Source organism: Novosphingobium sp. BL-S-24, from assembly GCF_055521575.1.
In genome coordinates this window covers 210,987-225,165 of sequence record NZ_CM145487.1, presented here as the reverse complement: position 1 = coordinate 225,165, position 14,179 = coordinate 210,987, and the positions used below count along the sequence as shown (strand labels likewise).

Genomic DNA, 14,179 nt, shown 5'->3' with positions numbered 1-14,179 from the left:
ATGGCGGCATCAGTGAAGATCGACTTCGTATCTGATGTCGCCTGCCCGTGGTGCATCGTCGGCCTTCGCGGCCTGCAGATCGCGCTCGACCGGCTCAGCGGCGAAGTGACCGCGCAGATCCGCTGCCGCCCATTCCAGTTGAATCCGACAATTGACAAAGCCGGTCAACCCTTGCGCGAGTACTTCGCCAATAAGCCCGGCATAACTCCCGAACATCTGAGCATGATGCGTACAGCCGTATCAGAACGCGCGGCAGCCGTTGGCTTCGAAATTTCGACCTCGGATGACAGCCGGATCTACAACACGTTCGATGCCCATCGACTGTTATACTGGTGCCGCGACGATGAAGCACAAATCGACCTGAAACTGGCGCTATTTGAGGCCTACTTCACCGAAGGTCGAAACGTAGCGGACCCTGAAGTTTTGCTCAGCGCTGTAGCCAGTACGGGTCTTGATATTGATCGAGCCAGGCAAATACTTGCTGGCACCGAATTTGCCGACGCCGTCAGAGACGAAGAACGCGGCTGGCGTTCCCGTGGGATAACAAGCGTTCCTGCGATCGTTATCAATGACCAGCATCTGATCAGCGGAGGGCAACCTCCGGAAGTGTTCGCACAGGCGCTGCGGCAAATTGCTGCGAGCGCCTGATCAATCGTCGTCAGATGCGCTCCAACAACTCAAGGCGCGCCCCCCAGGGTGTGACCGCGCAAGCCGCGCGCACGTTTCCGTGAGGTAGCCATTCGAACGTCACTTCCTCGCTAACGTCGCAACCGGCTGCCTTCATCCGCGAGGCCATGTCGGCAAGATCACTGACGGGTAGGCGCAACGACGCCCACCCGCGTCCTGGCGGCTTCGCTTTGGAATAGTCCCGGCCACCGCAACCGAATGCGATGATCTCGATCGAACCTTCCATCTTCCCCTGCGGATGATAGATCCCGATCTGCATGGAAATGTCCGGCGCGAGGCCGAGCGGAAGGCCCATGCAATTGGCACCATCACCGACAGCCACGGGTCCGGTCGTTTCCTGTACCGGAGACCATCCCATACCATCCACGAATACTCGCCGTGCCGCATCGAAATCACTGACGACCTGGGTCGAGTTGAATACCCACGACGCTGGCCCCGATATGCTTTCGTATTCAGTAAGCGGCGGATGCACGCGCTCCATCAGTGCGATGCAAAGCCCATCGGCATCGCGTTCCACCACTTCCCTCACACCGAGCGGCCCGAAGTCCCAGTCGATGATCGGTGACGGGCTTATGAAATGGGCCGCACCGAAGGACGCATGTAGATCCTCGATACCGGAAAGCGCTCGCATGTTGATGTCGAATATACCCCCCGGATCCCATGCCTGGCCGCCATCGCGCATGGGAGCGTGCAAAGTATTCGTGTCGAGTGTGACAAGCCGAATTGCACCCCGTGAAGCATCGGGATGGGCTATCAGGACCTCTCGCCCGATGACACTTTGATCAATGCCAAGTACAGCGCCTGCGCCTTGGGGCAATTGTCCGCGATGGCGGACGGCATACCCCGTTGCCGCGCAGAGTCTGTAGGCACTGGCGTCGCAATCGCCGACAATGGCGACCGCCTCTTCGAATCCGTTATCAATTGCGATCATTGGCTGACTGTGCAGCCCCACCTGCATTCCAGCATCATTCTCGGCGGAACATCCGCTCTTCGGTTAAAACGAACCCGATAAGCAAATGCTGCCCCCGATAGAGCATATCTAATCCGACAGGCGAATACGACATGATTTGAGAAGGATTCAGGAGGAACCTGGGTCAACTAATGGCTCACCGGCAGCGATCCAAACAAGATCAACAGGGCGGTCGGCAAAGCTATGTGAGGGTAAGTGGTCTTGCGTCGCACATCGGTTTGACTGGCAGTGATGCACGGCATCGACCGGTAAGGACGACCGAAAAGAAAAAGCAGGCAGGAATGCAGTCTTAGTCCGCGATGGCGCGGGGATTGATCAGCATTGAGGGATAAGAATGACTGGAACATCTAACATGATCCGACTCGCATCAGCGTTGTCGACTATCGCACTGGCAACCGGCCTCGCCGTTCCTGCCGTCGCTCAGACCGCGCCAGCGAACGAAGGCGTAGGCGGAGACATTATCGTCACCGCGCGTAAAACGGGCGAAGACATTCTCAAGACGCCCGTGACCGTGGTCGCGCTGACGTCGGAAGCGCTGGACGCCAAGGGCATCGTGTCGGTCGTCGACATGGCTGCGTCCACCCCCGGCATCAACGTCAACAACAGCTCGTCCGGCCACGCCGACCGCTCATTCCAGCAGGTCGTCCTGCGCGGCATGACCCCGTCGAGCACGCTGGCGACGACGACGTCGATGTTTATCGATGGTGTTGCCGTGTCTTCGCCTTCGCAGCTCAGCGCGATCAGCAACCCCGAGCGCGTTGAAATCATCAAGGGCCCGCAAAGCGCCTACTTCGGCCGCAACACCTTCGCTGGCGCGATCAACGTCGTGACAAAGGTTCCCGGCAACGAGTGGGGCGGCGAAATGCTCGGCATGGTCGGCACGCGCAACAACTGGCGCCTGCGTGGATCGGTCGAAGGTCCGATCATCGAAGACCTGCTGTCGTTCCGTGTCGGCGGCGAAAAGTTCTCGCGCAACGGATCATACCGCAATTACGATGGCCGCACGCTGGGTGACCAGTCGACCACCAGCGGCTCGATCATGTTCGCGATCACGCCGTCGCCCGACGTCACCATCAAGCTGTTCGGCATGATGAGCGAAGACAAGGACGGTCCTTCGGCCCAGACGCGCCTTTATGCGTATGACGTGCGTGACGCGGCCGGTAACATTGTGGTCGCCAGCCAGTCCAACTGCACGCTGTCGGGTGACGATCGCGGAGTTCTTGATCCTAATACTGGTGCCGTGGTTGGTCGCCCCGTTCAAAACCCATTCTTCTGCGGCACCATTCCGTACCCTGCCAATCCGATTACCGCCAACGTGGCGGACAACGACTTCATTCGTCAGTTCCTCAACATCGGTACCAACCGCGTAGTTAGTCCAAAAGAAGGCGTGCAAGGCTACGGCCTGCTGCGCCGCACGCGCCATGCGCATGCGACCTTGGACTGGGACGTCACCGAAGGTCTGACTGCGTCCTTCCTTGCTGGTTACAATCGTGAAGTCTGGACGACGCTTATCGATCTGGACGGTTATGATGGACGAGCGCTTACTGGACCAACCTGCACGACGGCAGCCCCAACCAACTGCTTTGGTCAGGGATACTACACCTTCCCGTTCCTGATCGAACGCAAGATCGACGATTTTTCGGTTGAAGGTCGCCTCGCCTACGAGAGTGGAGCGTTCCGCGGCGTTGCTGGCATCAGCTATCTCAATGCAGATCAATTGCAAGGCCTAGGCGGTGATTCCCGCGCTTTGTCGGCAAGCGTTCTCGTTCCTGGCGGCCTTAGCCGCAACAAGACTACGGGCATGTTCTTCGGACTGACCTACAACCTCACTGACACCATCTCGGCGAGTATCGAGGGCCGCTATCAAATCGACGTCCTTCAATCCTTTGCACGTCCTTCCGGCCTTACCGTTGCATCCAGCGCGTTCATTCCACGTGGGCGCTACGAAGGCGGTGCGTTGCTCGCGGAGGCGAAGTACAAGAACTTCACCCCCCGCGCGATCATCAACTGGCAGATCAACCCGGACACGATGGTCTATGCCTCATGGGCGAAGGGTGTGAACCCAGCACAGTTCAACACCAACATTCTGTCGCAGACAGAGCCGGTACAGCAGGCTGCTGCCGATGCCGGTGGTCAGCTGGCCCTCGAACCCGAGAAGATCACGAACTACGAAATCGGCCTGAAGGGCCGTCTGGGATCTACCATCCGCTACAGCTTCGCGGCGTACTATGCGCAATGGAAGAACCAGATCAACTCGACCATCATCGTGGTCCCCGATGGCACGGCAACCGGGTTCAGCTTCGTCACGGCATCGGCTAATGCCGGTTCGGTCGACCTTCGCGGTATCGAAGGCGAAGTATCGTGGCGTCCCACGGACTTTGTGACGATCGATGCTGCCGGTGCTATCAACGACTCCGACATCAAGAACTATCTGAACTCGGGTGTCAGCGCCCTTACCGGACTGTACAACTTCTCCGGCAAGGAGATGAAGAACACCTCCAAGTACTCCGCTAACGTGGGTGTACAGGTCGGGACCGCCATCGAAGGTTGGGACGACGGTAGCTGGTTCCTGCGTGGCGATTGGAACTTCAAGTCCGGCGTCTGGTCGAACGAAGCAAATCTCGCCCGTACCCCGGACCTGCACATGTTCAATGCTCGTGCAGGCATCACCCACGGCAACATTTCGGTCGAAGCCTTCGTGACCAACATCTTCAACACGAAGACCCCGCTGTCGGTTTCGGACAACTATGTCCTTGGACCGAACACCGCCGTTCCGGCAGCTGCAGCCGCGCGCTTCTCGTCGTTGATGCTTGGTCTGCCTGATCTGCGCACCTTCGGTGTACAGGCCAAGGTCAAGTTCTGATCGAAGCATAATCGGTAAAAAAGGAAGGCCGGGTGCGAAAGCGCCTGGCCTTTTTTTTGTGAATCGTCAGTATTTAACGGTCAGGTTGGCGTGAGCGCGCGTTTCTTGACGTACTGGTTGCTGGATACGGCAGCCTGCCGCATCGCTTCACCGATGAGGAGGAGCGCCGGGCCGTCACCCAGCGCGGTCCGTGCCGCCAGCGGGAGCAGGCCAATGGTCGTATGAAAATGACGCTCGCTCGGCAGACTGGCGTTCTCCACCAGCGTTACCGGCGTTGTCGATGGCAGGCCCGCCGCAATGAGCCGCGTGGACACTTCGCCCGCTGCCGCCTTGCCCATGTACACAGCCAATGTCGCTTCCGGATCGGCGAGGCGGTCCCAATCGAGGTCCAGCGCTTCGCCGGCCCGTGCGTGCGCCGTCACGAACGTCAGCTTCCGTGCCAGACCTCGTAGGGTCAGCGAGGCACCGAGGCTTGCCGCCGCTGCGCTCGCGGCAGTGACGCCGGGACAGACCCGGATGGTGATGCCCGCCGCGCGGCAGGCTTCCAGCTCCTCTGTCGCGCGGCCGAAGATCGACGGGTCGCCGCCTTTTAACCTGACCACCTTCTCCCCCGCCAGAGCGGCGTCCACGATCAGCCGGTCGATCGTCTTCTGATCCTTGGAATGGCGACCTGACCGCTTGCCAACATGGACAAGGCGAGCAGATCGCGCCGCCATTTCAAGGATCTCCGACCCAACCAGCGCATCGTAGAAAATCACGCTGGCCTCGCCAATCAGCCGTTCGGCCTTGCGTGTCAGCAATTCGGCATCGCCCGGTCCGGCGCCCACCAGCCATACCGAGCCTTCGGGAAAGTCGCTCATTCCGCCGCCTCCACTTCGATGGGCATGTACGCTTCGATCAGTCTGGCAATGGCAGGGCGGCAGGAGCCACAGTTCGTGCCCGCGCGAGTGCAAGCTCCCACCTCGCCCACGCTCGCCGCTCCGCCACCGATCGCTGCGGCAACATCGGTTTCGCCAACGCCGTGACAGACGCAGACGATAGGCCCGCGATCCGGCAGGGGTGCGCTGGGCCGACCGGCGAGCAGTTCGACGGCGCTGGCTTCATCACCGCCCAATTGCCCCGCCACCCATTCTCGCGGCGGCAGTTGACCCGACTTGGTGAGATACGCCGCCGCGATCAGGTTGCCGGAATGGTCCCGCACCGCGATCCGGCGCATCCCGCGTGCGATGTCGACGACTTCCAAACGCTCGCCGTCAGGCATCAGCGCATCGATGTCGATCATGCCGTGACCGGCCAGTTCGTACAGCCAGCCAGCCTTTACGCGGGAGCGGGTCCAGTAAAGCAGCCCGGTCGGGGTGAGCACGTCCTGACGCACCAGAAACCCGCGCCATTCGGGCGTGACCGGCACGACACGAGCTGAGGCGTTCTTGAAGCCGGGCTGGCCGGACACGGGATCGACGGCCTGCGACGGCAGGCGGTTGGCTCGCCCCTCCCCCGCCATTGCGTCGGTCCAGTGCATCGGGGCGCAGACTTCCCCCCGACGCTGACCGGCAGAAACCGAAACGCGGAATGTGGCGGCTCCGTCCGGTGTCTCGACGCGGGCCAACCCTCCGTCAACCAACTCCAACTCCGCGGCATCTGCCAGGTGGACTTCGAGGAGCGGCTCAGGCCGATGCTGGGACAGCGTGGGTGACAGGCCCGTGCGGGTCATCGTATGCCACTGATCGCGATAGCGCGCGGTGTTCAACCGCAAGGGGAAGGCAGCGTTCGTCACCGGGGCAGCGGGTTCCACCCGCACCAGTCGCGCCCTCCCGGACGGGGTGGGAAAGCCAGCGCCGAGCGGATGCCTGCCACCCCACTGAAAGGGTTCGAGAGCGGCGTATCCGGCATCGTCGAGATTGGCATGGGCGGACAGATCGAGCTTCTTGCCATGCCTGCCAGCAAGACCGGTCATCGCGGCATATTCGCGGAAGATCGCAGCGGCGTTGCTCCACGCGAAGTGCTCACCCCACCCCATTCGCGCGGCGACGTCGGCGATGATGCGCCAGTCGGCTCGCGCCTCGCCGGGGGCGGCGAACAGAGCCCGCTGGCGGCTGATCCGTCGTTCGGAGTTGGTGACGGTGCCGTCCTTTTCGCCCCATCCATGCGCAGGCAGGCGGATGTGGGCGAAGCGGCCGGTGTCGGTATCGGCGATGATGTCCGACACCACGACCGTCGGGCAGCGGGCAAGCGCTTCGCGAACGAAAGCGCTGTCAGGCATGGAGACCGCCGGGTTGGTCGCCATCACCCAAAGGAAGCGGATGCGCCCTTCATGGATGGCGCGAAACAGGTCCACCGCTTTCAGGCCCGGCCCGGCGCACAGGTTGGGCGCATCCCAGAACGCGGCCACGTCGGCACGTTCCGCCCCACTGAAACCGAGGTGACAGGCCAGCGTATTCGCCAGACCGCCCACTTCGCGTCCACCCATGGCGTTGGGCTGGCCGGTGATGCTGAACGGTCCCGATCCCGCGCTGTTGATGCGTCCGGTGGCGAGGTGCAGATTAATAATGGCGTTGCCCTTGTCCGTCCCGCAGACGGACTGGTTTGCGCCCTGGCTGAACAGCGTGATCATGCGCGGATGTGCGGCGACGAGATCGCACAAAGCGGCGAATGTCTCTGGGACGCCGGGCGCAGCATTTGGCACCTCCCAGAACCCGGCGTCCACATCGACATGGGCGGCAAGGTATTCCTCGTCCACCCGACCGCGCTGCCGCATATCGAACAGCAGTGCGTTGAACAGGGCGACGTCGCCGTCGGGGGCGATGGCGACGTGCAGGTCCGCCTGCTCGGCGGTTTCGGTGCGGCGCGGGTCGATGACGACCAGCTTGGTTCCGCGTGTTTCGCGCGCCTTTTCCAGACGTTGCCAGACGACCGGGTGGCACCATGCCGTGTTCGATCCCACCAGCAGGACTAGGTCCGTATCGTCGAGATCGTCGTACGAGCATGGGACCACGTCTTCGCCGAAGGCGCGGTTATGCGCGGCGACCGCGCTCGCCATGCAGAGCCGCGAGTTGGTGTCGATATTGCCGCTGCCGATGAAGCCCTTCATCAGCTTGTTGGCGGCATAGTAGTCTTCGGTCAGCAATTGCCCCGAGACGTAGAAGGCGACGCTGTCGGGTCCGTGCTCATCGATGCAGGCGCGCATTCGCGAGGCCACCAGATCGAGAGCATCGTCCCAACCGGCCGGTTCGCTGCCGATCATCGGGGTGAGCAGACGTCCATCGAGCGACACCGTCTCTCCCAGGTGGGTTCCCTTGGAACATAAACGCCCATGATTGGCCGGGTGCGCCGGATCGCCCTTGATCGTTACCTCACGAGGGCCGGTGACGGTGGCGGCAATGCCGCAGCCAACGCCGCAGTAGGCGCAAGTGGTGCGGACAGGCGCCCCCGTGGCCGGCATCGCGGTCAGGCCGCCTCGGCCCGCGCGACGACCGCCGAGCGCAGCAGGTAGAGCCGCCCAGCGTCCACTTTCAGCGGGATCGTGGGCACGCATCCCTCGTCATCGCCCAGCGCCTTGCCGGAGCGCAGCGAGATGTTCCAGTTGTGCAGCGGGCACGTCACCACGTCGCCATGAACGATGCCCTGGCTAAGCGGGCCGCGCTTGTGTGGGCACTGGTTGCGCAGGGCGAAGAACTCGCCGCGCTGGGTGTGGAACACCGCGATCTCCTCACCGCCGACGACGGGAAGCGTGCGCGCCGTGCCAGCCTCGATCTGGGTGACAGGGCCGATATCGAGCCAGTTGCCGATCATCATGCGTTCTCCAGCGTCGCCGGGGCGGGGGTGTTGGGAAAGGGGCGGACTTCGGCGAGGTGCTGGTGCAGCTTGGCGTCCTCGCCAGCAGCGCGTTTCGCCCAGGGATCGTCCTGCATGAACTGCTGCGAATAGCGGAAGCGGGCGGCGTAGCGCTCCACGGCGCCATCCTCTGCCAGGCGATCCTTGACGTACTGCAGGCCAACCCGCTCGATCCAAGGCGCGGTGCGCTCCAGATAGTGCGCTTCCTCGCGGTAGAGCTGGGTGAAGGCGGCGCACATGTCCATGGCCTCTTCCTCAGTCGCGACTTTGCACAGGAAGTCGGTTGCGCGCACCTTGATGCCCCCGTTGCCGCCGACGTGCAGTTCATAGCCGCTATCGACGCAGATCACGCCAAAGTCCTTGATCGTCGCTTCGGCGCAATTGCGCGGGCAACCGCTGACCGCGATCTTGAACTTGTGCGGCATCCACGACCCCCAGGTCATATGCTCGATCTTGACGCCGAGACCGGTGGAATCCTGCGTGCCGAACCGGCACCAGTCGGAACCGACGCACGTCTTCACGGTGCGCAGCGACTTGCCATAGGCGTGGCCCGATACCATCCCGGCGGCGTTGAGATCGGCCCAGACCGCGGGCAAGTCTTCCTTCCTGATGCCGAAGATGTCGAGCCGTTGGCCGCCCGTCACTTTCACCATCGGCGCGTTGTATTTCTCGACGACATCAGCGATGGCGCGCAGTTCGCGCGGGTTGGTCAGGCCACCCCACATGCGCGGAACGACGGAATACGTGCCGTCCTTCTGGATATTGGCGTGCATGCGTTCGTTGACGAAGCGGCTCTTCTGATCGTCCTCGTACTCGCCCGGCCATGCGCAGAGCAGGTAGTAGTTGAGCGCGGGGCGGCAGGAGGAACAACCGTCCGGCGTGGCCCAGTGCAGTTCCTGCATGACCTGCGGGATAAGGCGCAGGTCCTTTTCCACGATCAGGCGGCGCACGTCATCGTGGGTGAAGCTGGTGCATTTGCACATCGTCCTGGGGCCGGACTGCACGTCTCCGCCCAGCGCGACCGCCAGCAGGCTTTCGACCAGCCCCGTGCAGGATCCGCACGAGGCAGAAGCCTTGCACTGCGATCGCACCGCGTCGAGCGAGCAGGCCCCGGCCTGGATGGTCTTGACCACGGTGGCTTTGGAAACGCCGTTGCAACCACAGATCTCGGCATCGTCCGAGAGGGCGGCAACGGCGGCGTTAGGGTCCGCGAGCGCACCCCCGGACGCGAAAGCCTGGCCGAAGATCAGCGCCTCGCGAATAGGCGACACGTCCTCGCCCTTTTTCATGAGGTCGAAGTACCAGGAACCGTCCGCGGTATCACCGTAGAGCACCGCGCCGATCACCCTGTCGTCCTTGACGATGACCCGCTTGTAGGCGCCCCGCGCGGCGTCGCGCATGACGATGTCCTCGCACCCCTCACCGCCCGAAAAGTCTCCGGCGGAAAACAGGTCGATGCCCGAAACCTTGAGCTTGGTGGAAGTGACCGAGCCAAGATACCCGGTCGGCGCGCCGGTCGCGTGATCGGCAAGGGCGCGGCACATTTCCCACAGTGGCGCGACCAGACCGTAGCAGGTGCCCCGGTGCTGCACGCATTCACCCACGGCGAGTACCGCCGGATCGGACGTGACCATGTGATCGTCAACCATGATGCCGCGCTCGACGTCCAGCCCGGCCTCCCTGGCAAGGCCGGTGGCGGGGCGGATGCCCACCGCCATGACGACGATGTCGCAGGCGATCTCGGTCCCGTCCTCAAGCCTCACGCCTGCGACCTTGCCGTCCTTGCCGACGATTTCCTTCGTGTTTGCGCCGGTGAGGATGGTCTGCCCGCGCCGCTCCAGTTCGCTGCGCAACAGGTAGCCCGCAGCCTCGTCCAGCTGGCGCTCCATAAGGGTGGGCATCAGGTGGATGACGGTGACTTTCATGCCGCGCAAGGTCAGCCCATGCGCCGCTTCAAGGCCGAGCAGGCCGCCGCCGATGACCACTGCCGAGCCGCCGCGATCCGCTGCCGCCAGCATCCGGTCCACGTCGTCAAGGTCGCGGAAAGTGACAACGCCTTCGAGGTCCCTGCCGGGCACCGGAATGATGAAGGGATCGGACCCGGTGGCGATCAGCAACCGGTCATACGGCTCGACCCGGCCGGACGCGGCGATGACGCTCTGCGTGGCCCGGTCGATCGCGACCACCTTGTCGCCCGAAACCAGCGTTATCGCGTTGTCGTCGTACCATTGCGCGGTGTTGATGACGATCTCGTCGAACGTCTTCTCGCCCGCCAGTACCGGCGACAGCATGATGCGGTTGTAGTTGACGCGCGGCTCGGCGCCGAAGATCGTGACATCGAAGCGGCCCGGATCACGCGCCAGAATTTCTTCCACCGCACGGCAGCCCGCCATGCCGTTTCCGATCACTACGAGCCGTTCCCGAACCTGACCGGGAAAGCCCCCCTTCTCGAAGTTCATCGGTGCATTCACGTCACGTCTCCATTCGCAACGCGCAACGCAAAAAACCGCCCAGTGCCTGTCCCTGATGAGGGAAGGTACGGGCGGCTTCGTTGCCACGCGTTCTGTCATGTAAAGCGAGGCACTGGATCGTCCTTCGATGGACGAGCGCTCTATCGCTGAGCAAGGTGTAACCGATTCGATAGCAACGCTGCAAGCGTCTTTTTTGCGGTGCAGCAAACCGGTCGGTCACCGGTCAAGTCAGATGACGAAGTCGAACTGCAGCCAGAACTTCTTGACATCACCGCTGGCCGGAAACGTTACCGCATCGTACCGCGCATACTTCGCCAGCACGGCGACCGCGCCGTACTTGAAGCCGACCTGAGCATCCCATTCGTGCCCGTATTCGATGTTGCCGACGTCGCTGTCGAACTGATGCCAGGTGACGTTGGCGTTGATGCCTTTCAGCGCGCCAACATTCCCGAACGTGTAACTCGCGCTTGCATAGGCATCAGCCAGACCCGCCGCCGGGGTGGTGAGGAAAACGTCAGCGGTGCCGTTGAACTTGTGGAGCGTCGCCAGCGGTGTCTGCAGGGCAAAGCCGTTGTCTGATCCCAGCTTTTCGTAGCCTGCCGCCAGTCGAAAGCCCTTGAAGGTGAAACCGCCCTCGCCCGCCAGATAATCGGCGTCGTAGTTGCGCGCCGGGTTTCGCCAGTCGGATTGGCGGGCATAGGATGCCGCGATGTCCAGCTTGGCGGCGGTCCCTAGCGGAAATGCCCCCGTCGCCCGCGCACCGAACGTCTTGCTGGAATTAGCGATCTGCAGCCGATCATCATAGTCGATCAGATAGGCGAAACCCTTCACCGAGATTGGTCCGAGCTTGATGCCCGCATCGCCGAAAATGAAGTTGCCGTCGTACGCCTGACGCGGCCCGGCGTCGGAGCCGAAGATCGTGCGCTGGTCCCAGGAATAGGTGGCGTCGATCGACACCGGACCCAGCTTCGCTTCCGCTCGCACGGCGTCGAACGTCTGCTCATCCTGCCGCCAACCGACCGATCCAACCCAGCGCTGATCGTCAAGATTGATACGCTGGCGCCCTACCGTGACGGTTCCCGCTTTGGTCTTGTAAGCGAGTTGCAGGCGATTGAGACCGATCGTTTCGGCATCGGGAATGACCGAGCGGCCCGGGCGATACTGGTTGCTGGCGGTATTGGCGAAGGGAAAGGCGTTGTATCCATTGCCCAGCGCCAGCACGCCCTCACCTTCGGCCAGCAGCGAGAGGTTGTGGACCTTGAATTCCACCCCGGCGCGCACACGCATCGTTACCGCGTCTGCATCGCGGTCGATGTCCGGCTGATCGACGGATTCCCAGCGGAGACGGCCGTCGATGATGGGGTCGATGGTCAGATCGTCGCTGACTTTTATCGGGCTACCGGGTGCCGCTGCAAGTGCGGGCGATGCGGCCAATGCTGCGCAGCATGCTGCAAGCGAAAATGCGGTTCTCATGAATGTGTTCCCCCTACTTCCGGTCGGGCACATCGCCCGGAACCGGATCGAAGGCTGGCACCGTTGCCCGCCGGTTATCGCGTGCATGCACACCCGCCGGGCCGCGCTGCCCGGGGGACTTTAGAAGGTCCTTGCCCCCCTCAGGCAGCCTTCACCGCCGGGCCGTGGTCATATTCTGCCAGGAAATGCAGCACTTCCTGCCGGTACTGATAGAACTTCGGATCATCCAGCAGCGCCTTGCGATCACGCGGGCGCGGCAGGTCGACCTTCAGCACTTTGCCGATGGTGGCGTTTGGCCCATTGGTCATCATGACCACGCGGTCGGCCAGCAGGATCGCTTCGTCCACATCGTGCGTCACCATGATCGCCGTCACCTTGGTGCGATTCCAGGTCTCGACCAGCACGTCCTGAAGATCCCAGCGGGTCAGGCTGTCGAGCATGCCGAAAGGTTCATCCAGCAGCAGCAGGCGCGGGCTGAGCGCGAAGGCGCGGGCAATGCCCACCCGCTGTCGCATCCCGTTCGACATTTCCGCCGCCATCCGGTCTTTGGCGTCGGCCAGGCCCACCCTATCGAGGTAATAATCCACGATATCGCGCCGCTCCCCCTTGCTGGCATGGGGATAGACCCGCTCCACCCCCAACGCGACGTTCTGCCGCGCCGTCAGCCAAGGCATCAGGCTGGGGGATTGGAACACGACTGCCTTGTCAGGTCCGGCCACGTCGATCTCGCGATTGTCCAGCACGATGCCGCCCGAACTGATGGCGTTCAAGCCCGCCGCCATGGTCAGCACGGTGGACTTGCCGCAACCCGAATGACCGATCAGCGAAATGAACTCGCCTTTGTCCATTAGCAGGTTGAAATCCTCGACCACCGTCAGCGGACCTTTCGGCGTTGGATAGATCTTGTGCAGCTTGAAGAATTCCAGATAGCGCCGCTCGACGGCCGACTTGGCCGCTTCGCGATAGGCTGCGGGCAGTTCGGCTTCCTTTTTGGCCGTCTGCGCGAACAGGTCGATCGGCGCGACCATCGGCAACGGCACGCTGCTTTCGCCTACGCTCGACCCACCTTCGTTCAACCGGCCAAGGTATTCGACGATATCCTTGCGCAACGCCTGGAAGTGCGCGTCATCGTTCACCGCTTCCCGGTCGCGCGGACGCGGTACGTCCACCGTGAACAGCCGCCCGATGGTGGCGGCGGGCGCGGGTGTCAGAACCGCTACGCGGTCAGCCAGCAGCAGCGCTTCGTCCACGTCGTTGGTCACCAGGATGATAGTGCGGCGCTCTTCCTTGCGGATACGCTCGATCTCGTCCTGCAACTTGGACCGGGTCAGCGCATCGAGCGCCGATAGCGGTTCGTCCAGCAGCAGGATTTCCGGTTCCATCGCCAGTGCCCGCGCCACCGCCACGCGCTGGCGCATCCCGCCAGACAACTGTGACGGCTTGCGATCCATCGCGTGGCCCAGCCCGACCAATTCGACCTTCTGCCGCACCAGCGCTGCCCGCTCTGCCCTGGATCGGTCGGCATGCACGGCATCGACCGCCAGCGCGACGTTCTTTTCCACCGTCAACCATGGGAACAGGGAATAGGACTGGAACACCAGGCCGCGATCCTTGCCGGGACCGGTGACCTGCTCGCCGCGAAGCAGGATCGATCCGGCATCGGCCTCGATCAGTCCGGCAATGGCGGAGATCAGCGTCGTCTTGCCCGCTCCGGAAAAACCGAGGATGGCTATGAACTCGCCCTCCTCCACATCGAGGTCGATGCCGCCGAGGACGGGAGTGACCGCGCCCGATTTGCCGGTGTAGCTCTTGGTGACGCCTTGCAGGGACAGGATGGTCGTCATGCGGGTGCCTTTCGGTGTCCAGGTGTCGTCAATGTCATTA

Annotated in this window: 9 protein-coding genes; 2 read left to right on the top strand and 7 right to left on the bottom strand. The window is 62.7% G+C overall.

Annotated features, from left to right (window positions below; genetic code table 11):
• Window positions 1–12: 12 nt before the first annotated feature.
• A complete protein-coding gene (locus tag ACZ1JM_RS00860; protein WP_465132213.1) occupies window positions 13–648 on the top strand; it encodes a DsbA family oxidoreductase in 636 nt (211 codons plus the stop codon).
• 10 nt (window positions 649–658) lie between these two features.
• On the opposite strand, the gene ACZ1JM_RS00855 is transcribed toward ACZ1JM_RS00860, so the two are convergent.
• Complete coding sequence (locus ACZ1JM_RS00855) at window positions 659–1,618, bottom strand: hypothetical protein (protein ID WP_465132212.1); 960 nt, start codon at window positions 1,616–1,618, stop codon at window positions 659–661.
• 391 nt (window positions 1,619–2,009) lie between these two features.
• On the opposite strand from ACZ1JM_RS00855, the gene ACZ1JM_RS00850 reads away from it, so the two are divergent.
• Window positions 2,010–4,520 (top strand): TonB-dependent receptor, encoded by a 2,511-nt coding sequence (locus ACZ1JM_RS00850; protein WP_465132211.1) that lies wholly within the window; start codon window positions 2,010–2,012, stop codon window positions 4,518–4,520.
• A gap of 80 nt (window positions 4,521–4,600) precedes the next feature.
• Here the strand turns inward: ACZ1JM_RS00850 and cobA are convergent, their stop codons facing one another.
• From cobA to ACZ1JM_RS00820, 6 genes are all read right to left on the bottom strand, one after another.
• Window positions 4,601–5,380 (bottom strand): uroporphyrinogen-III C-methyltransferase, encoded by a 780-nt coding sequence (gene cobA / locus ACZ1JM_RS00845; protein ID WP_465132210.1) that lies wholly within the window; start codon window positions 5,378–5,380, stop codon window positions 4,601–4,603.
• Window positions 5,377–7,959 (bottom strand): nitrate reductase, encoded by a 2,583-nt coding sequence (locus ACZ1JM_RS00840; protein WP_465132209.1) that lies wholly within the window; start codon window positions 7,957–7,959, stop codon window positions 5,377–5,379. Before ACZ1JM_RS00840 ends, cobA begins: the two co-directional genes overlap by 4 nt.
• Before the next feature lie 5 nt (window positions 7,960–7,964).
• Window positions 7,965–8,309 (bottom strand): nitrite reductase small subunit NirD, encoded by a 345-nt coding sequence (gene nirD / locus ACZ1JM_RS00835; RefSeq protein WP_465132547.1) that lies wholly within the window; start codon window positions 8,307–8,309, stop codon window positions 7,965–7,967.
• The gene (gene nirB, locus ACZ1JM_RS00830) at window positions 8,309–10,810 is read right to left on the bottom strand and encodes a nitrite reductase large subunit NirB (protein ID WP_465132208.1); all 2,502 of its coding nucleotides are present in this window, start codon (window positions 10,808–10,810) and stop codon (window positions 8,309–8,311) included. Before nirB ends, nirD begins: the two co-directional genes overlap by 1 nt.
• A gap of 240 nt (window positions 10,811–11,050) precedes the next feature.
• Window positions 11,051–12,295: an alginate export family protein gene (locus ACZ1JM_RS00825; protein ID WP_465132207.1), complete on the bottom strand. Its 1,245-nt coding sequence runs from the start codon at window positions 12,293–12,295 to the stop codon at window positions 11,051–11,053.
• A 140-nt stretch (window positions 12,296–12,435) separates the two neighbouring features.
• The gene (locus ACZ1JM_RS00820; RefSeq protein WP_465132206.1) at window positions 12,436–14,139 is read right to left on the bottom strand and encodes an ABC transporter ATP-binding protein; all 1,704 of its coding nucleotides are present in this window, start codon (window positions 14,137–14,139) and stop codon (window positions 12,436–12,438) included.
• Window positions 14,140–14,179: the final 40 nt, after the last annotated feature.

What these genes read in the sequence shown, in the direction of transcription:
- cobA (WP_465132210.1), bottom strand. Translation starts at nt 5,380, where the DNA reads ATGAGCGACTTTCCCGAAGGCTCGGTATGGCTGGTGGGCGCCGGACCG.
- ACZ1JM_RS00820 (WP_465132206.1), bottom strand. Translation starts at nt 14,139, where the DNA reads ATGACGACCATCCTGTCCCTGCAAGGCGTCACCAAGAGCTACACCGGC.
- nirD (WP_465132547.1), bottom strand. Translation starts at nt 8,309, where the DNA reads ATGATCGGCAACTGGCTCGATATCGGCCCTGTCACCCAGATCGAGGCT.
- ACZ1JM_RS00855 (WP_465132212.1), bottom strand. Translation starts at nt 1,618, where the DNA reads ATGATCGCAATTGATAACGGATTCGAAGAGGCGGTCGCCATTGTCGGC.
- nirB (WP_465132208.1), bottom strand. Translation starts at nt 10,810, where the DNA reads ATGAACTTCGAGAAGGGGGGCTTTCCCGGTCAGGTTCGGGAACGGCTC.
- ACZ1JM_RS00825 (WP_465132207.1), bottom strand. Translation starts at nt 12,295, where the DNA reads ATGAGAACCGCATTTTCGCTTGCAGCATGCTGCGCAGCATTGGCCGCA.
- ACZ1JM_RS00840 (WP_465132209.1), bottom strand. Translation starts at nt 7,959, where the DNA reads ATGCCGGCCACGGGGGCGCCTGTCCGCACCACTTGCGCCTACTGCGGC.
- ACZ1JM_RS00850 (WP_465132211.1), top strand. Translation starts at nt 2,010, where the DNA reads ATGATCCGACTCGCATCAGCGTTGTCGACTATCGCACTGGCAACCGGC.